16 protein-coding genes are annotated in these 16,772 nt (G+C 65.2%); 7 read left to right on the top strand and 9 right to left on the bottom strand.

What is annotated here, in order from left to right; all coding sequences use genetic code 11:
• The first annotated feature begins 41 nt into the window (after positions 1-41).
• The 5 genes from ACIP21_RS07450 to ACIP21_RS07430 all read left to right on the top strand — a co-directional run bounded on the left by ACIP21_RS07450 (position 42) and on the right by ACIP21_RS07430 (position 4,764).
• Positions 42-1,064: a DUF5924 family protein gene (locus ACIP21_RS07450; RefSeq protein WP_400685805.1), complete on the top strand. Its 1,023-nt coding sequence runs from the start codon at positions 42-44 to the stop codon at positions 1,062-1,064.
• A gap of 198 nt (positions 1,065-1,262) precedes the next feature.
• Positions 1,263-2,396, top strand: coding sequence for an ABC transporter permease (locus ACIP21_RS07445; RefSeq protein WP_400685802.1), 1,134 nt, complete (start codon positions 1,263-1,265; stop codon positions 2,394-2,396).
• Complete coding sequence (locus ACIP21_RS07440) at positions 2,393-3,184, top strand: ABC transporter ATP-binding protein (protein ID WP_400685799.1); 792 nt, start codon at positions 2,393-2,395, stop codon at positions 3,182-3,184. The genes ACIP21_RS07445 and ACIP21_RS07440 overlap by 4 nt, the downstream gene beginning before the upstream one ends.
• Positions 3,185-3,187: 3 nt before the next feature.
• Positions 3,188-4,126 (top strand): MlaD family protein, encoded by a 939-nt coding sequence (locus ACIP21_RS07435; RefSeq protein ID WP_400685797.1) that lies wholly within the window; start codon positions 3,188-3,190, stop codon positions 4,124-4,126.
• Positions 4,123-4,764 carry an ABC-type transport auxiliary lipoprotein family protein gene (locus ACIP21_RS07430; protein WP_400685794.1) on the top strand — a complete coding sequence of 214 codons (642 nt, stop codon included), beginning with the start codon at positions 4,123-4,125 and terminating at the stop codon, positions 4,762-4,764. The genes ACIP21_RS07435 and ACIP21_RS07430 overlap by 4 nt, the downstream gene beginning before the upstream one ends.
• Here the strand turns inward: ACIP21_RS07430 and ACIP21_RS07425 are convergent.
• From ACIP21_RS07425 to ACIP21_RS07400, 6 genes are all read right to left on the bottom strand, one after another.
• A complete protein-coding gene (locus ACIP21_RS07425) occupies positions 4,746-5,975 on the bottom strand; it encodes a nucleoside recognition domain-containing protein (protein ID WP_400685791.1) in 1,230 nt (409 codons plus the stop codon). The two genes, ACIP21_RS07430 and ACIP21_RS07425, sit on opposite strands and share 19 nt — an antisense overlap.
• Positions 5,976-6,293: 318 nt before the next feature.
• Positions 6,294-7,622, bottom strand: coding sequence for a glutamate/aspartate:proton symporter GltP (gene gltP / locus ACIP21_RS07420; protein ID WP_400685788.1), 1,329 nt, complete (start codon positions 7,620-7,622; stop codon positions 6,294-6,296).
• A gap of 729 nt (positions 7,623-8,351) precedes the next feature.
• Complete coding sequence (locus ACIP21_RS07415; protein WP_400685785.1) at positions 8,352-8,822, bottom strand: inhibitor of vertebrate lysozyme family protein; 471 nt, start codon at positions 8,820-8,822, stop codon at positions 8,352-8,354.
• Between the two features lie 2 nt (positions 8,823-8,824).
• The gene (locus ACIP21_RS07410) at positions 8,825-8,986 is read right to left on the bottom strand and encodes a DUF1328 domain-containing protein (RefSeq protein WP_003252966.1); all 162 of its coding nucleotides are present in this window, start codon (positions 8,984-8,986) and stop codon (positions 8,825-8,827) included.
• Positions 8,987-9,032: 46 nt separating this feature from the next.
• Positions 9,033-9,329 (bottom strand): hypothetical protein, encoded by a 297-nt coding sequence (locus tag ACIP21_RS07405; RefSeq protein ID WP_400685782.1) that lies wholly within the window; start codon positions 9,327-9,329, stop codon positions 9,033-9,035.
• Between the two features lie 176 nt (positions 9,330-9,505).
• On the bottom strand, positions 9,506-10,327 hold the full coding sequence (locus ACIP21_RS07400; protein WP_400685780.1) for a BON domain-containing protein: 822 nt from the start codon (positions 10,325-10,327) through the stop codon (positions 9,506-9,508).
• Positions 10,328-10,537: 210 nt separating this feature from the next.
• Between ACIP21_RS07400 and algB the strand changes: the two genes are divergently transcribed.
• Both algB and ACIP21_RS07390 read left to right on the top strand, forming a co-directional pair.
• Entirely contained in the window at positions 10,538-11,884 is a 1,347-nt protein-coding gene (gene algB, locus ACIP21_RS07395) for a sigma-54-dependent response regulator transcription factor AlgB (protein ID WP_400685777.1), read from the top strand.
• Positions 11,881-13,659, top strand: a complete 1,779-nt coding sequence (locus ACIP21_RS07390; RefSeq protein ID WP_400685775.1) for a KinB sensor domain-containing domain — start codon at positions 11,881-11,883, stop codon at positions 13,657-13,659. The genes algB and ACIP21_RS07390 overlap by 4 nt, the downstream gene beginning before the upstream one ends.
• 120 nt (positions 13,660-13,779) lie before the next feature.
• On the opposite strand, the gene ACIP21_RS07385 is transcribed toward ACIP21_RS07390, so the two are convergent.
• From ACIP21_RS07385 to ACIP21_RS07375, 3 genes are all read right to left on the bottom strand, one after another.
• Entirely contained in the window at positions 13,780-15,399 is a 1,620-nt protein-coding gene (locus ACIP21_RS07385; RefSeq protein WP_400685773.1) for an EAL domain-containing protein, read from the bottom strand.
• Between the two features lie 81 nt (positions 15,400-15,480).
• Complete coding sequence (locus tag ACIP21_RS07380) at positions 15,481-16,257, bottom strand: N-acetylmuramoyl-L-alanine amidase (RefSeq protein WP_400685771.1); 777 nt, start codon at positions 16,255-16,257, stop codon at positions 15,481-15,483.
• A gap of 87 nt (positions 16,258-16,344) precedes the next feature.
• A complete protein-coding gene (locus ACIP21_RS07375) occupies positions 16,345-16,740 on the bottom strand; it encodes a hypothetical protein (RefSeq protein ID WP_400685768.1) in 396 nt (131 codons plus the stop codon).
• Positions 16,741-16,772 lie beyond the last annotated feature (32 nt).

Here is a 16,772-nt window from a genome sequence, read left to right as displayed (position 1 = left end):
AAGAGGCCGGCACAGCCACCCCCAATGCCTGTTGTAGACCCATGCCCCCAATACCCTCCATCGTCCTGCGCATCATCGAACTGCTAAAACGCTACCCCGGCGTGATCGCCCTCGGTGGTTTCCTGTCCGGCATCGGCAGTTTCATTCTGGTCGACCGCCAGGCCAGCCTGGCCAGCTGGATCGCCATCCTGATGCTGGTCAGCTGGGTCTGGCTGATGTTCGAGAACACCCTGACCGGCCTGTTTACCCGCACCTTCAACCGCGAGATCCCACAACCGCTGCTGCGCTATGCGACGCAGATGATCCACCAGGAAAGCCTGTTCTTCGTCCTGCCGTTCTTCTTCATCACCACCACCTGGAACAGCGGCCAGCTGGTCTTCACCGGCCTGCTCGGCGCGGCCGGGCTGGTGTCCATCGTCGACCCGCTGTACTACAAGTGGGTGGCGCCGCGGCGCTGGCTGTTCCTGGCGATGCATACCCTGACGCTGTTCGCCGCCCTGCTCACCGCGCTACCGATCATCCTCAACCTGACCACCGCGCAAAGCTTCAAGCTGGCGTTGATCGCCGCCATGGTGCTGTCGTTCCCAAGCCTGGCCAGCAGCTTCCCGATCAACAGCTGGCGCCGTGGCGCGGCGCTGGTGCTGGTGACCCTGGCGGTCGGTGGCGGCGGCTGGCTGCTGCGCTCCTGGGTGCCCCCGGCGACCCTGTGGATGACCCAGGTGGCCGTCAGCACCGAGGTGATCAACCGCCAGCCGGGCGAATCGCTGGACGAGATCGCCGCCAGCCGCATCCGCAGCGCCGGCCTGTATGCCTACACCTCGATCAACGCCCCACGCGGCCTCAACGAACGCATCTACCACGTGTGGCAGAAGGACGGCCAGGAAGTCGACCGCATCGCCCTGGATATCCACGGCGGGCGCAAGGAAGGCTACCGCGCCTGGACCCACAAGCAGAACTTCCCGCCCAACCCGGTGGGCAAGTGGCAGGTGCGGGTGCTGACCGAGGATGGCCAGGTGATCGGCGTGCTGCGCTTCAAGGTGGTGGACGACGCGCCCGCGGGTTGAGCCCCCTGGAGGCTAATGCAATCACCTGTGGGAGCGGGTTTACCCGCGAACACCGGCGAAGCCGGTGCCATCCACCACGTTACCTACTTCGCGGGTAACCCCGCTCCCACAGGGACGGAGTCAACCTTCACAGCACATTCTCAACATACTGCTCCATGCCCGCTGCGCTATGATCAGCCTCTACGCCCAGCCGGATGCATGGAGCCCATGACCACCCCCAGCGCCACCCTGGACACCAACAGCCAGCCGGCCTGCCTGCGTATCGCCGGCGACTGGACCCTGGCCCACTACGCCAGCCTCAAGCGCGACAGCGAGCGCCTGCGCAGCCAGTACGGCGCCGATGCCGTCGCCGACCTCAGCCAGCTGGGGCGCCTCGACACCGCCGGGGCCTCGCTGCTGGCCGAGCTGCTCGGCGCGCAACGCCTTTCCCAGTGCACCCACGACCTGCCCGACGCCAGCCGCGCGCTGCTCAGGAACGTCTACCACTCGGTGCAGGACTACTGCATCCCGGTCAAGCAGCCCGAGCGCAACATCCTGCTCCTGCTGCTGGCGCGCATCGGTTGCGCCGTCGGCACCTTGTGGCAGGACAGCATGCAGCTGCTCGGCTTCGTCGGGCTGATCCTCGAAACCGTCCTGCGCAGGCTGGTGCAACCGCACCGCTGGCGGGTCACGCCGGTGGTCGCGCACATCGAACAGACCGGCCTGGACGCAGCCCCGATCGTCGCCTTGCTGACCTTCCTGGTCGGCGCCGTGGTGGCCTTCCTCGGCGCCACGGTGCTGGCGGCATTCGGCGCCACCGTGTTCACCGTCGACCTGGTGGCGTTCTCGTTCCTGCGCGAGTTCGCCGTGCTGCTGACCGCCATCCTCATGGCCGGGCGCACCGCCAGTGCCTTCACCGCGCAGATCGGCTCGATGAAGGCCAACGAGGAAATCGACGCCATCCGCACCCTGGGCCTGAACCCGATCGAGCTGCTGGTGGTGCCGCGGGTGCTGGCACTGCTGATTTCACTGCCGCTGCTGACCTTTGTCGCGATGATCTGCGGCATCGTCGGCGGCGCGGTGGTCTGCGCCCTGTCCCTGGACATCTCGCCGGCGATGTTCCTGTCGCTGCTGCAGAGCGACATCGGCGTGCAGCACTTCCTGGTGGGCCTGGCCAAGGCGCCGGTGTTCGCCTTCCTGATCGCCGCCATCGGCTGCCTGGAAGGCTTCAAGGTCAGCGGCAGCGCCGAATCGGTCGGCGCCCACACCACCTCGGCCGTGGTCCAGTCGATTTTCGTGGTCATCGTGCTCGATGCGCTGGCGGCACTGTTCTGCATGGAGATGGGCTGGTGAGCGAGCGTGAAGCGGTGATCGAAGCGCGGGGCATCTGCAACCGCTTCGGCAGCCAGGTGGTGCACCAGGGCCTCGACCTCGACCTGTACCGCGGCGAGATCCTCGCCGTGGTCGGTGGCTCGGGCAGCGGCAAGTCGGTGCTGCTGCGCAGCATCATCGGCCTGCGCCGGCCCAACGAGGGCCAGATCAAGGTGTTCGGCGAAGACCTGGCCGGGCTGCGCGAGGCCGAGCGTTCGCGGATCGAGCGGCGCTTCGGCGTGTTGTTCCAGAAGGGCGCGCTGTTCTCTTCGCTGACCGTGACCGAGAACGTCGCCCTGCCGCTGATCGAGCACGCCGGCCTGTCGCGCGCCGACGCCGAGCACCTGGCCGGGGTCAAGCTGGCCCTGGCCGGCCTGCCGATCTCCGCCGCCGACAAGTACCCCGCGTCGCTGTCCGGCGGCATGGTCAAGCGCGCGGCCCTGGCCCGCGCCCTGGCCCTGGACCCGGACATCCTGTTTCTCGACGAGCCCACCGCCGGCCTCGACCCGATCGGCGCCGCCGCCTTCGACCAGCTGATCCTGACCCTGCGCGATGCCCTGGGCCTGAGCGTGTTCCTGATCACCCACGACCTGGACACGCTCTACACCATCACCGATCGCGTGGCCGTGCTGTCACAGAAGAAGGTGCTGGTCGCCGCCCCCCTGACCGAGGTCGAGCACACCGACGACCCCTGGATCCACGAATACTTTCACGGCCCACGCGGGCGCGCGGCGGAACACGCTGCCGCCAGCGCCGGGCAGGAGCGCTGAAGCATGGAAACCCGAGCTCATCACGTCCTCATCGGCCTGGTCACCGTCCTGGTGGTCGCCGGCGCCATGCTGTTCGGCCTGTGGCTGACCAAGTCCAGCGTCGACGACGCCTTCAAGGACTACGAAGTGATCTTCAACGAAGCGGTCTCGGGCCTGTCCCGCGGCAGCCCGGTGCAGTACAACGGCATCAAGGTGGGCGATGTCTCCAGCCTGCGCCTGGACCCGAAAGACCCGCGTCGGGTGCTGGCGCGGGTGCGCCTGAGCGGCGACACGCCGGTGAAGGAGGATACCCAGGCCAAGCTGACCCTGGCCGGGGTCACCGGCAACTCGTTCATCCAGCTCAGCGGCGGCACGCCGCAGAGCCCCGAACTCAAGGGCAGGGACGGCAAGCTGCCGGTGATCATCGCCTCGCCGTCGCCGATCTCGCGCCTGCTCAATGACAGCAGCGACCTGGTGACCAACATCAACCTGCTGCTGCACAACGCCACGCAGATGTTCTCGGACCGCAACATCGAGCACCTGAACAACACCCTGGCCAACCTCGACCAGACCACCGGCGCCTTCGCCAACCAGAAGGGCGGCATCAGCGAGGCGATTTCGCAGCTGGCCCAGGTCGGCAAGCAGGCCAACGCCACCCTGGCCGAAACCCAGACCCTGATGCGCAACGCCAATGGCCTGCTCGGCACCCAGGGCAAGCAAGCCATCGGCAGCGCCGAACAGGCCATGCAGTCGCTGGCCGAAAGCGCCGCGACCCTCAACAACCTGCTGCAGGACAACCGCGAGTCGATCGATGACGGCGCCCAGGGCCTCAACCAGCTGACCCCGGCCATCCGCGAACTGCGCGAAACGCTCAACGCGCTCAAGGGCATCTCGCGGCGCCTGGAAGCCGACCCGAGCGGCTATCTGCTGGGCCGCGACAACAACAAGGAGTTCCAGCCATGACCCCTTCGCTGCGCCTGCTGGCCCTGGCGGCCACCTTGAGCCTGGCCAGCGCCTGCTCGATCCTGCCGCAGAGCGAGCCGCTGGATATCTACCGCCTGCCGGTCAACCAGGCCAGCCACGGCGCCACCCCGGTGGACTGGTCGCTGCGCCTGAACAAGCCGCTGGCCAGCGAAACCCTGGCCGGGCCGCGCATCGCCGTGATTCCCCAGGGCGATGTGCTCAGCAGCTACAAGGGCGCACGCTGGAGCGATCCAGTGCCGTTGCTGGTGCGCAACCGCCTGCTCGATGGCTTCCAGCGTGACGGCCGGGTGCAGCGCCTGAGCGCCGACGACAGCAACCTGCAGGCCGACTACGAGCTGGCCGGCGAGCTGCAGGCGTTCCAGAGCGAATACCAGGCGGGGGGCAAGGTGCAGGTGATGATCCGCTACGACGCACGCCTGGTGCAGGGCCGCAGCCAGCGCATCCTCACCAGCCGACGCTTCGAAGTGCGCCAGGCGCTGGCCGCCAGCGACGTGTCAGCCGTGGTCGCCGGTTTCGGCGCGGCGAGCGACCAGCTGGCCGCGCAGGTGGTCGACTGGACCGTGGCGCAAAGCGCCCAGGCCCAGCGCCAGGTGCGGCCTCAGGCGAAGAACCAGTAGCAGACGAAGATCGCCGCGATCACCCCGGACAGCTCGGCGAGCAGCGCGCAGCCGACGGCGTGACGCACACGCTGGATGCCCACCGCGCCGAAATACACCGCCAGCACGTAGAAGGTGGTTTCGGTGCTGCCCTGGATGGTCGCCGCCACCAGGGCAGGGAAGCTGTCCACGCCGTGGGTCTGCATGGTCTCGATCAGCATGGCCCGCGCCGCGCTGCCGGAGAACGGCTTGACCAGTGCGGTCGGCAGGCCTTCGACGAAGCGGGTGTCCAGGCCCATCCAGCTCACTGCATGGCGAATGCCGTCCAGGGCCAGCTCCAGCGCCCCTGAGGCGCGCAGCACGCCGACCGCCACCAGCATCGCCACCAGGTACGGCAGCAGGCTCTTGGCCACGTCGAAGCCCTCCTTGGCGCCTTCGACGAAGGCTTCGTACACCTGCACCCGTTTCAACGCGCCGATCACCAGGAACAGGATGATCACCCCGAACAGCGTGAGGTTGCCGAGGATCGACGACAGGCTGGCCAGCGCGGCGACCGAGAGGGTACCCAGGAAGGCCATGAAGCCGCCCAGCAGCAGTGCCCCGGGGATCAGGTAGGCGAGCACCACCGGGTCCCACAGGCGCAGGCGCTGCATCACCGCCACCGACAGCAGGCCGACCAGGGTCGAGACACTGGTGGCCAGCAGGATCGGCAGGAACACCAGGGTCGGGTCGGTGGCGCCTTGCTGGGCGCGGTACATGAAGATGGTCACCGGCAGCAGGGTCAGCGACGAGGCGTTGAGCACCAGGAACAGGATCTGCGCGTTGCTTGCCGTGGTGCTGCTGGGGTTGAGCTCCTGCAGCGCGCGCATGGCCTTGAGGCCGATCGGCGTGGCGGCGTTGTCCAGGCCCAGGCCGTTGGCGGCGAAGTTCATGGTGATCAGGCCCAGCGCCGGGTGACCGGGCGGCACTTCCGGCATCAGCCGGGCGAAGAGGGGGCCGAGGACCTTGGCCAGCCATTCGACGATGCCAGCCTTCTCGGCGATCTTGAGAAAGCCCAGCCACAGGGTCAGGGTGCCGAACAGCAGGACCATGACCTCCACCGACAGCTTGGCCATGGCGAAGATGCTTTCGACCATCGCGGCGAAGATGCCGGCGTTGCCACCGACCAGCCATTGGGCCAGGGCGGAGACGGCCGCCACCAGGAAAAAGCCGAGCCAAAGGCCGTTGAGCATCCGTGAGTACCCCCCTGAAAATTGCCCGAATGATAGCGTATCGGGGCCCGTCGCTGGCGACCTGGCGGCGATCACATGACCCTGTGGGAACAACTGTCTTGCTCAATGTCTGAAAGCTGGCGCGAATCTCTGTGGGAGCGGGCTTGTCGAGGCGTCGAACCGCCGCGAACACGGGCGAAGCCCGTGCCATCCACCGCAGTGTCTTCTTCGCGGCTAAAGCCGCTCCTACAGGGACCGTGGCAGCCCCCAAGGGGTCGCGAACCCACAGACAACAAAAAGCCCCGACAAGTCGGGGCTTTCTGGTTCAGCCGTTCAGGCTCAGCGCTTGGCGGCTTCGCCAACCACCGCAGCTTGCGACTTTTCGGCGATCAGCGAGGCGTAGTACTGCTCGCCCTTGGCCGAGTCGTACATGCCTTCCCAACGGGCGACCACCAGGGCGGCCAGGGCGTTGCCGATCACGTTCAGGGCGGTGCGGGCCATGTCCATGATGCGGTCGACACCGGCGATGAAGGCCAGGCCTTCGAGCGGGATACCCACGCTGCCCAGGGTCGCCAGCAGCACCACGAAGGAGACGCCCGGCACACCGGCGATGCCCTTGGAGGTGACCATCAGGGTCAGCACCAGCAGCAGCTGCTGGCTCCACGACAGGTCGATGCCGTACAGCTGGGCGATGAAGATGGCCGCGATGCTCTGGTACAGGGTCGAGCCGTCGAGGTTGAACGAGTAGCCGGTCGGCACCACGAACGAGCAGATCGACTTCGGCGCACCGTACTTCTCCATCTTCTCGATCACCCGCGGCAGCACGGTCTCGGAGCTGGAGGTGGAGTAGGCGAGGATCAGCTCATCTTTCATGATGCGCATGATCTTGATCACCGAGAAGCCGAACAGGCGTGCCACCAGGCCCAGCACCATGAAGGCGAAGAAGGCGATGGCGAAGTACACCAGCAGCACCAGCTTGGCCAGCGGCAGCAGCGAGCTGAAGCCGAAGTTGGCGACAGTCACGGCGATCAGGGCGAACACGCCGATCGGCGCGTAGTTCATGATCATGTGGGTGACCTTGAACATGGTTTCCGACACGGCCTGGAAGGTACGCACCAGCGGCTCGCGCAGGTCGGCCTGCAGGCTCGACAGGCCCAGGCCGAACATCACCGAGAAGAAGATGATCGGCAGCATTTCGCCACGCATCAGCGCTGCGAAGATGTTCGACGGGATCAGGTTGAGCAGGGTCTCGATGAACGCGTGCTCATGCTGCACCTCGGCCGCGGTGGCCTGGTACTTGGAAATGTCGACTGTACCCAGGGTGCTCATGTCGATGCCGGCGCCCGGGTGGAACAGGTTGGCCAACACCAGGCCGACAACGATGGCGATGGTGGTCACCACCTCGAAATAGAGGATGGTCTTCAGGCCGATGCTGCCCAGTTTCTTCGCATCGCCAACCCCGGCGATACCCACGACCAGCGACGAAATCACGATCGGGACGACGATCATCTTGATCAGGCGAATGAAGATGTCACCGGCGGGCTGGAGGACGTTGCTGATCCACCAGGCCTTTTCCGCGCTGAAGTGGTTCAGCAGCGCGCCGACTGCAACGCCCAGGACCAGACCGATGACGATCTGCCAGGCGAGGCTCAGTTTTGCCTTCTTCATGTCTTTACCCTTTGTTCTAGTGATCACGGGGGCCGACCGGAAAGCGCGTAACAGAGCCGTTGGCAACGTCACGGGGAGCTAGATGCTTCCGTCCGGAGACCTCGTGTAAGGACACCGCGAGCGAGCGACAGGGCGCTCGGGCCAGCGAAAAAGGCGGCAACTATTGCGATGGGGAAGGCTGAAATCTAATGCCGGAAACGCATACCCCATGCCGATCCGGCATAGGCAGTCAGGTCAAAATGCGCCGCACGTAAGTCATTGATTTATAACGTTCGGAAATCCGAACAAGACCAAACCGCCATATTTCGGCAGTTTTGACGGTGTCGGGGCGGGGAGAGAAACGGCTTGTTCGACAATCCGAATGGCTGAAATGCCACTTGCAAGACACCTTGGGCGACCGAAAAAAAGTTGATGTACGGTCACTACAAAATGTGTCTCGAAGGTCAATTCCTGAAAGGAATCAGCAAAACCTGAAATGGCGCCTCGGAAGTCAGGCCTGGTTCAGGTGTTTGTCAGACACGCCTGACCTGAAACTTCCGATTCTGCCTTTTCCTGACCCGGCCCATTTGCTGGAGGTACTCCCTGTACCCCTAGGCCACTCCGATCCTGCAACAATCAGAACAGCCCGGCCCCTTGGTCATGTGCCACCCCTCCTCGGGGCGGCGCATCATAGAAGCGAGAAAGATAGAAAGGTTCCGCTTCTATTACGTGACAGTGCGTGACCGCTGGTCAGTACCACTTGGGATCACGCTTGAGCTGCTCCTGCAACATCGCCTTCATTCCGTCGTCCGGTTTGCCCAGCCAGCGATATTGGGCATGACGGGTGGGCGACTTGTCGCTCGGCAGGCCTTCGGGTACCTCCACGAGCATCCCGTAGGCATCGTCCTTGTCCCAACTGAAGGCCACGATCAGTCGTTTGTAGGTGCAGTTGTCGGCGGATTCGCACAACGGGCCCACAAGGTACTGGTCGCCGTCCTCGGTCACCGCCGACATCTGCTGCTGGGCACTACCGGTCAGGTTGATCACCCAGTCGGGCAGGCGCTCCTCGCCTTTGAGGGCATCCTGCCAGGCCTCCCGGTATTCAGGGTCCGAGCCGAGCACCTGGTCGGCCCGGACCTGGCCGTCATTGGCCGCCATCGCCAGCGCACTGCCACCCAGCAGCAGGGCGGCAGCGAGGGCTGTGGTTAGCGTCCTGCTCATCTTCAACCTCGTCCACGTCCAAAGAAGAAAGAAGCCACGAACAGCACCAGGAAGACGATGAACAGAATCTTCGCGATCCCGGTAGCGGCGCCTGCGATACCACCGAAGCCCAGAACGGCCGCGACGATGGCGATGATGAGGAAAGTGATGGCCCAGCTCAGCATGATGGTTCTCCTTCTTTCTTGTACGAAATCGAACAGGCCCGGCAGCTCAGAACACCCAGCGGTCCTGGGGCACGACCGTTTCCACGGTTGCCGGTGCAGCCTTGTCCTCGGCCTTGACCGCAGACAGCGGGTCGGCAGCCCGCACCAGGGTGCTGGTGCGGCTCGCCTGAATCTGTGCCAGCAGGGCAGTCTGTGCCGCCACCTGATCAGCCAGGCGCGCGGTCTGCCAGCTGTAATGGAAGAGAGCGGCGGCCAAGGTCAGGAGCAGCGTCATGCCGACGAACAGGAACTGGCGCACGGGGAGTGCAGCGTTGCTCGAGCGATTGACGGTTGGGCGGTTCATGCCGGCTACTCCTGCTGTAATTTTTCTATTCAAACCTGAACAGGTAATTGCAGCTGGCGTGCCAGTCTTTTGCTTGAAATAAAATCCTTACAAATCAATTACTTAATCAACTATTAAGGATTCGTCGGGGACGTATCCTGCACGATGCCCTCCCTGGCGTCGTGCGAAATGCACGATCAACCCTCGACCTTGCTGGCCACCCTCAGCAAATCGGCGTCCACGCCCCGTACCCCGACTATCTGCCGCGCGATGTCCACGGCAATGGTCTTCTGCTCGCTACTGACCACCTCGCCGGAGAGCCGCACCATGCCCTGCTCGCTGGCCACCTTGATGTTCAGGCCATCGAGGTTGCGGCTGAAGCGGTAGCTGGTCTGGATCTTGTCCACCACCCAGCTGTCGCTCGGCGGCGGCCCGCTCGGTGCATCGACCGGGTTTTCCCGGGCCTTGGCCATGGCCGCGGTGTCCAGGCTGACCAGGTTGTTGACCAGGTGCACGCCATCGCTGGTGCGCGCCAGCAGGCCAGCCAGTTCCTTGGCTTCGGCGCTGTCGACCTTGCCGCGCAGGGTCACCACGCCATCGCTGCTCTGCACGTCGATGGCGGCCTTTTCCGTGAGACGGCTCCACAGCAGGCGGGCGCGAATGATCGCCGCCAGGGTGGCGTCTTCCAGGCGTTGCGCGTAGGCGCGCAGCTCCAGCGGGCGCTCGACCAGCCGGGGGTTGACCTGCAACTGGTTGTCGACCTGCTCGATGCCCCGGGTGGCCAGGGCCACATGCTCGGCCAGGTCACGCTCGACGGCATTCTCCACCTCGCCGGTCAGACGTGCCCGAGCACCCTCGACCTCGACCTGGATACGGAACGGGTTGAGGATCCGGTTGAGCGACAGCGCGGTTTGCAATGAGCCTTGCAGGCGTGCGTCCTGCACCGGGTCGGCCAATGCCGGCACGCAAACGGACAGCAATGCGGCCGCCAACACGGCCATTCGAGGGGTAAAGGGCATGGCAGTGCCTCCTTTTATTGGCAAAAGCTGAAAATCCTCGCAACCAATGTGCCAGCGCGTACCTCTAAGAAAATCATCGGGATAGCAGGGTTCCCTGTGCGAATTGGCGATTGGCTAGCATGCAAAGGACACAATCCTTCAGAATTGACCATGCAACTTGCCCGATTTTTCCCACACTAATTGAAGACCCAGCCCAAAGGAGCGCAGCACATGGAATCAGCCCAGGACAACCAAGGCCGCATTCTGCTGGTGGATGACGAGTCCGCGATCCTGCGCACCTTCCGCTACTGCCTCGAAGACGAGGGCTACAGCGTGGCCACGGCCAACAGCGCGGCCCAGGCCGAAGCGCTGCTGCAACGCCAGGTGTTCGATCTGTGCTTTCTCGACCTGCGCCTGGGTGAGGACAATGGCCTCGATGTGCTGGCCCAGATGCGTATCCAGGCGCCGTGGATGCGCGTGGTGATCGTCACCGCCCACTCGGCGATCGATACCGCCGTCGATGCGATCCAGGCCGGCGCCGCCGATTACCTGGTCAAGCCGTGCAGCCCCGACCAGCTGCGCCTGGCCACCGCCAAGCAGCTGGAAGTGCGTCAGCTGTCAGCGCGCCTGGAAGCCCTCGAAGGCGAAGTGCGCAAACCCAAGGACGGCCTCGACTCGCACAGCCCGGCGATGATGGCCGTGCTGGAGACCGCCCGCCAGGTCGCCACCACCGACGCCAACATCCTCATCCTTGGTGAATCGGGCACCGGCAAGGGCGAACTGGCCCGCGCCATCCACGGCTGGAGCAAACGCGCACGCAAGGCCTGCGTGACCATCAACTGCCCCTCGCTGAACGCCGAGCTGATGGAAAGCGAACTGTTCGGCCACACCCGCGGCGCCTTTACCGGGGCCAGCGAAAGCACCCTCGGGCGGGTCAGCCAGGCCGATGGCGGCACGCTGTTCCTCGACGAAATCGGTGACTTCCCGCTGACCTTGCAGCCCAAGCTGCTGCGTTTCATCCAGGACAAGGAGTACGAGCGGGTCGGCGACCCGGTGACACGCCGCGCCGACGTGCGCATCCTCGCCGCGACCAACCTCAACCTCGAAGAGATGGTGCGCGAAAGCCGCTTCCGCGAAGACCTGCTGTACCGCCTCAACGTCATTACCCTGCACCTGCCGCCGCTGCGCGAACGCAGCGAGGACATCCTGACCCTGGCCGACCGCTTCCTGGCCCGCTTCGTCAAGGAATACTCGCGCCCGGCCCGTGGCTTCAGTGACGAGGCGCGCGCCGCGCTGCTCAATTACCGCTGGCCGGGCAACATCCGCGAGCTGCGCAACGTGGTGGAACGGGCCAGCATCATCTGCCCCCAGGAGCGGGTGGAGATCAGCCACCTGGGCATGGGCGAGCAGCCCACCGGCAATGCGCCCCGGGTCGGTGCGGCGCTGAGCCTGGATGAACTGGAGCGCGCGCACATCGGCGCGGTGCTGGCCACCAGCGATACCCTCGACCAGGCCGCCAAGACCCTGGGGATCGACGCCTCCACCCTGTACCGCAAGCGCAAGCAGTACAACCTATGAAATGGCAGATGAAGCTGCGCACGCGGCTTTTCCTCAGCATCTCGGCCCTGGTGACGGTGGCCCTGCTGGGCCTGCTGCTGGGGCTGATCAGCGTGTTGCAGATGGCAACCGTGCAGCAGCAGTCGGTACGCGACACCACCCAGGCCCTGGAAGTGGGGCTGCGACTGCGGCAGAACCTCGGCGAGCAGCTGACCTTGCTGCTGGACGAAGACACCGCGCCGGAAAACCTGCGCGCCCTGCAAGACAACTTCCAGCAGTTGCTCGACCAGGGCCTGGCACAAGCCGGCGATCGTGCTGGCTTCAGCAAGGCCAGCAGCAATTACCAGGCCTTCCTTCAGGCCTACCGCGAGAGCCCGGCCCCGGCCCGCAGCATGGGCGTGGAACAGCCGCTGGGCGCGGCCTTCAACCAGATCCGCAGCGACCTGATCGACTCGCACAAGCTGGCACTCGAGCAGATCACCCACAGCGAGGAACGCACCCGCGACCGCGCCTTGCTGGTCAGCGGCGTGCTGGGCCTGATGGGCCTGGGGGTGCTGGTGCTGGGGTTCATCACCGCGCACAACATCGCCCGCCGCTTCGGCCAGCCTATCGAAGCGCTGGCCAAGGCGGCCGACCAGTTGGGCCAAGGCAACTTCGATGTCACCCTGCCGGTGACCCAGGCCATCGAGCTCAACCAGCTGACCCGTCGTTTCGGGCTGATGGCCGATGCGCTGCGCAAACACCAGGCGACCAATGTCGATGAACTGCTGGCCGGCCAGCAGCGCCTGCAGGCGGTGCTCGACAGTATCGACGACGGCCTGCTGATCATTGACCGCCAAGGGCACCTGGAACACCTCAACCCGGTGGCCCAGCGTCAGCTGGGCTGGAGCGACAGCCGCGTCGGCAGCGGCCTGGCCGAAGCCCTGCAGCGGCCGGAGCTCAAGCAGCAACTGCGCCAGGTATTGCGCGGTGGCAGCCTGGACCGGCCACCCGACGACCTGAGCATCGAAGTCGATGATGAATCACGCCTGCTGACCTACAGCCTGACCCCGGTCAGCCACCCGCAGGGGCCGATCCTCGGCGCGGTGATGGTGCTGCACGACGTGACCGAGCAGCGCGCCTTCGAGCGCGTACGCAGCGAATTCGTGCTGCGCGCCTCCCACGAACTGCGCACCCCGGTCACCGGCATGCACATGGCCTTCGGGCTGCTGCGCGAACGGCTGAAGTTCCCGCCCGAGGCACGTGAGAACGACCTGCTGGAAACCATTGGCGAAGAAATGCAGCGCCTGACCCAGCTGATCAACGACCTGCTCAACTTCTCGCGCTACCAGAGCGGGCTGCAGAAGCTCGAACTGGCCCCGTGCGCCCTCGACGAGCTGCTCGAACGCGCCCAGGCGCGTTTCAACGACCAGGCAGCAGCCAAGCAGATCGAGCTGATCAAGGCCCTGGAGCCGCCGCTGCCCCGCATCCAGGCCGACGTCGCGCAGCTCGACCGGGTGCTCGACAACCTGCTGCACAATGCCATCCGCCATACCGCCCATGGCGGGCGCATCCGCCTGCACGCGCGGCGGCATGCCGAGCGGGTGATCGTCAGCGTCGAGGACAATGGCGAAGGGATTGCCTATGGGCAGCAGGGGCGGATCTTCGAGCCGTTCGTGCAGGTGGGGCGCAAGAAAGGCGGGGCCGGGCTGGGGCTGGCCTTGTGCAAGGAAATCGTGCAGCTGCATGGCGGGCGCATGGGCGTGTTTTCCCGGCCGGGGCAGGGCACCCAGTTCTACATGGCCCTGCCAGTTTGATGTCGCCTGTGCCGGCCTCTTCGCGGGTGAACCCGCTCCCACAAGGGAATCACTTCTCGCAACGGCAGCACAGTACCTGTGGGAGCGGGTTCACCCGCGAAGAGGCCAGCACAGGAATACTCAGGGCTCATCATCGATCCGCACCCGCCTGGGCTGCCGCCCGCGGGTCACCAGCTCGGCAAACTGCCGGGCATTGAGCGGATGGGCAAACAACCAGCCCTGCCCGTAATTGACCCCCTCGCTGTTGAGCAACACCGCCTGCGCCTCGCATTCGATGCCCTCGGCAATCACCCGCAGGTGCAGGTCGTGGGCCATGCGGATGATATGCGGTGCCACCCCGCTGCTGGCCGCGTCATGCCCCAGGGCGTCGATGAACGCCTTGTCGATCTTCAGGCAATCCACCGGCAAGGTCTGCAGGTAGGCCAGGCTGCAATATCCAGTGCCGAAGTCATCGATCAGTACCTGGTGGCCCACCGCACGCAGCGCCTGCAGGTTGTCCCGCGCCACCACCACGTCGATCAACCCGCGCTCGGTCACCTCGAAGGCGATCTGGCTGGCCGCGACCCGGTGCAACGCCAGCAGGCGCGCCGCGACCCGGCCGATGCGCGGGGCCATCACATCGCAGGCGGCGAGGTTCACCGAGATGTACAGGTTGCGGTGCGAGCGCAGCAGCTGGCCGAGCTGCTCCAGCACGCGCTGCAGCACGAAGTCGGTGATCTGGCGAATCTGCCCGGTGTTTTCCGCCAATGGGATGAACAGGTCCGGGCTGGTCAGCGTGCCGTCCGGGCGGCGCCAGCGCACCAGGGCTTCGGCGCCGACGCAGCGGCGGCTGTCGAGTTCGATGATCGGCTGGTAGAGCACCTGCAACTCGCCACGGCGCAGGGCATTCTGCAGCTCCGAACTCATCGAGCGCCGCTGCTGGATCAGTTGCAACACCAGCCAGCCGATGCAGCAGGCCGCCAGCACGCTGCCGGGGAACAGCAGCCAGAGCATGCCATTCATGCGCAAGGGCAGGCTGGCCCGTGGCGCCATCAGCACCAGCTGGTAGTCCGGAGACTTGGTCGGCATGCGGTAGACCAGCCGATCGCGCAGTTCGAACAACGCCTTGTGGTTGGGCGGCGGCCAGCCACTGGTGGGCGGCCAGGCTTGCGGCGGGCCGAGCACCGGGATCGCCCGGGTGCCATTGTCGAGCACCACCAGCAGGCTGCCACCCGGCGGCAGGTCGACCACATCGGTCAGGTGCCCACGGGAGGTGGACACCAGGAAGTTGCCCCGCGCCAGCATCAGTGCAGCGAGGTTCTCATTGGGCTCGGTGGTGGTGTTGAGCCAGTAGCTGTAGGTCGGCCCCTGGATGTCAGGCAGCCGGGTGGGCACGAACGCGCGGTCGCCGCCGCGGTTGGAGCACGCGACATTGGCGTCGACATAGGCCGCCTCATAGATGAACCGCGAACCCAGGCCGACCCGCTGCAAGGTGGCGATCATCGCCGGGCTGCAACCCCGCAAGGTCTGCCCCTGCAGCTCATCGACCCCTTCGCGCAACTGCCCGAACACCTGCTCGAGGCGGTCGAGAAAGCGCTCGCCCTGGGCGTTCATCTGCGCGATTTCGCTTTCCTTCATCTGCTGCAGGGCGATGCCGATGCTGGCGGTGAGCAGCAGAGCGCCGCTGGCCAACGCTGCCAGGGAGGCCAGCATCCAGGGGCGGTAAAAAAATTGGCGCAGCGCAGAAATCGGGGCAGACATGGGCAGCATCCAGTTGATTAACAAGGTATAGCAACTGGAATGACAATCGGCCCCTGCCGTTGGGCGGGAGCCGAGGTGGGTTCAGCGCATGCGATTGAGCACCTGCAGCATGGCCGCAGTCTGGGCATCCGGCATGCCGTCGAAGCGCTGGGGACGGAAACGCATCTGGAACGCGGCGATGACATGGCGGGTGGCAACGTCGAGCTGCCCGGTCTGCTCGATGGCATAGCCGAAACGCGCCAGCTCCTGCTGGTACCAGCCGATGGTCGGCGGGTTGACGGCGAAGTACTGCTGCTGGCGTGCCACCGCATTGGCGTCCGGCCAGATGCCCAGGCCTTCGTCGGCCAGGCGCTTCCACGGGAACAGCGGCCCCGGGTCGAGCTTGCGCAGCGGGGCGATGTCGCTGTGGCCGATGATGTGGCGGGGTTCGATGTTGTTGCGCTTGACGATGTCCTTGAGCAGGGCGATCAACGACTGGATCTGCGCTTCGCTGTAGGGGTACCAGACGCGGCCGTTGGGCGTCTCGTCGAAGCCTGGGTTGACGATCTCGATGCCGATCGAGCTGGAGTTGAGCCAGGTCCTCCCATCCCATTGGCTGTCGCCGGCATGCCAGGCGCGACGGTTTTCATCGACCAGTTGGTAGACCGTACCCGGGCCGTCGCCGATCAGGTAATGGCTGCTGACCTCGCCATGGGTAAGCAGCGCCAGGGAGCGTTCCAGCGAGGCATTGGTGTAGTGCAGGACGACGAACTGGACGCGGTTGTCCTGGTTGGCCGAAACATGACTGCGGTCGATGCGCAGGCCGGTCGAGCAACCGGCGAGAATCAGAAGCAACAGCCCGGCAATTAAGGTTTTCATGGCAGAAGAGCACGTCGGTAGGGGAATGGGCAACAGCGCTACAGTATAACGTGCTCCTCCGTCCCAGGTGTTTCAGGCGCTGGAATGTCAGCGGCTGCACATCACCAGGAACTCGAGCGAGTTGTCGCCGCTCGGCCCTTTTTTGTCGACCAGTTGGGTCATCACATGGACCTTCTCGGCCTGCGGCTTGCCGGTCACTTTCGCCTGGCCGTACAGCTGGCGCTCGTAGGTGCTGGCATCAATTGGCGAAACGCTGCAGAAACCGGGGTCCTTATGCACGATGCGCTTGTTCAACGTCAGTTTGTACAGGCTGAAGTAGTTGTCCTGCGGCTGGTGATCGACACTGACGATCCACTGCGGCCACTGCCTGAGCACCTTGCCATCCGCCGACACATGGGCTGTCAGCAGCCCATCATCGGCGAACGCCGCGCCCTGGAAAGCCGCACCGAGCGCAAGCGCCGCGAGCCATTTGTTCATCCTCATGCTGTCACTCCTGTCTGATCGACCCATGCCTG

It is taken from the genome of Pseudomonas sp. NPDC089401, from assembly GCF_044749485.1.
In the GTDB taxonomy this organism is placed as follows: Bacteria; Pseudomonadota; Gammaproteobacteria; order Pseudomonadales; family Pseudomonadaceae; genus Aquipseudomonas.
This window is presented reverse-complemented; position numbering and strand designations above follow the sequence as displayed.

Coding starts and splice junctions, on each gene's coding strand:
- ACIP21_RS07450 (WP_400685805.1), top strand. CDS start 42: ATGCCCCCAATACCCTCCATCGTCCTGCGCATCATCGAACTGCTAAAA.
- ACIP21_RS07445 (WP_400685802.1), top strand. CDS start 1,263: ATGGAGCCCATGACCACCCCCAGCGCCACCCTGGACACCAACAGCCAG.
- ACIP21_RS07435 (WP_400685797.1), top strand. CDS start 3,188: ATGGAAACCCGAGCTCATCACGTCCTCATCGGCCTGGTCACCGTCCTG.
- ACIP21_RS07430 (WP_400685794.1), top strand. CDS start 4,123: ATGACCCCTTCGCTGCGCCTGCTGGCCCTGGCGGCCACCTTGAGCCTG.
- ACIP21_RS07425 (WP_400685791.1), bottom strand. CDS start 5,975: ATGCTCAACGGCCTTTGGCTCGGCTTTTTCCTGGTGGCGGCCGTCTCC.
- gltP (WP_400685788.1), bottom strand. CDS start 7,622: ATGAAGAAGGCAAAACTGAGCCTCGCCTGGCAGATCGTCATCGGTCTG.
- ACIP21_RS07415 (WP_400685785.1), bottom strand. CDS start 8,822: ATGAGCAGGACGCTAACCACAGCCCTCGCTGCCGCCCTGCTGCTGGGT.
- ACIP21_RS07410 (WP_003252966.1), bottom strand. CDS start 8,986: ATGCTGAGCTGGGCCATCACTTTCCTCATCATCGCCATCGTCGCGGCC.
- ACIP21_RS07405 (WP_400685782.1), bottom strand. CDS start 9,329: ATGAACCGCCCAACCGTCAATCGCTCGAGCAACGCTGCACTCCCCGTG.
- ACIP21_RS07400 (WP_400685780.1), bottom strand. CDS start 10,327: ATGCCCTTTACCCCTCGAATGGCCGTGTTGGCGGCCGCATTGCTGTCC.
- algB (WP_400685777.1), top strand. CDS start 10,538: ATGGAATCAGCCCAGGACAACCAAGGCCGCATTCTGCTGGTGGATGAC.
- ACIP21_RS07390 (WP_400685775.1), top strand. CDS start 11,881: ATGAAATGGCAGATGAAGCTGCGCACGCGGCTTTTCCTCAGCATCTCG.
- ACIP21_RS07385 (WP_400685773.1), bottom strand. CDS start 15,399: ATGTCTGCCCCGATTTCTGCGCTGCGCCAATTTTTTTACCGCCCCTGG.
- ACIP21_RS07380 (WP_400685771.1), bottom strand. CDS start 16,257: ATGAAAACCTTAATTGCCGGGCTGTTGCTTCTGATTCTCGCCGGTTGC.
- ACIP21_RS07375 (WP_400685768.1), bottom strand. CDS start 16,740: ATGAGGATGAACAAATGGCTCGCGGCGCTTGCGCTCGGTGCGGCTTTC.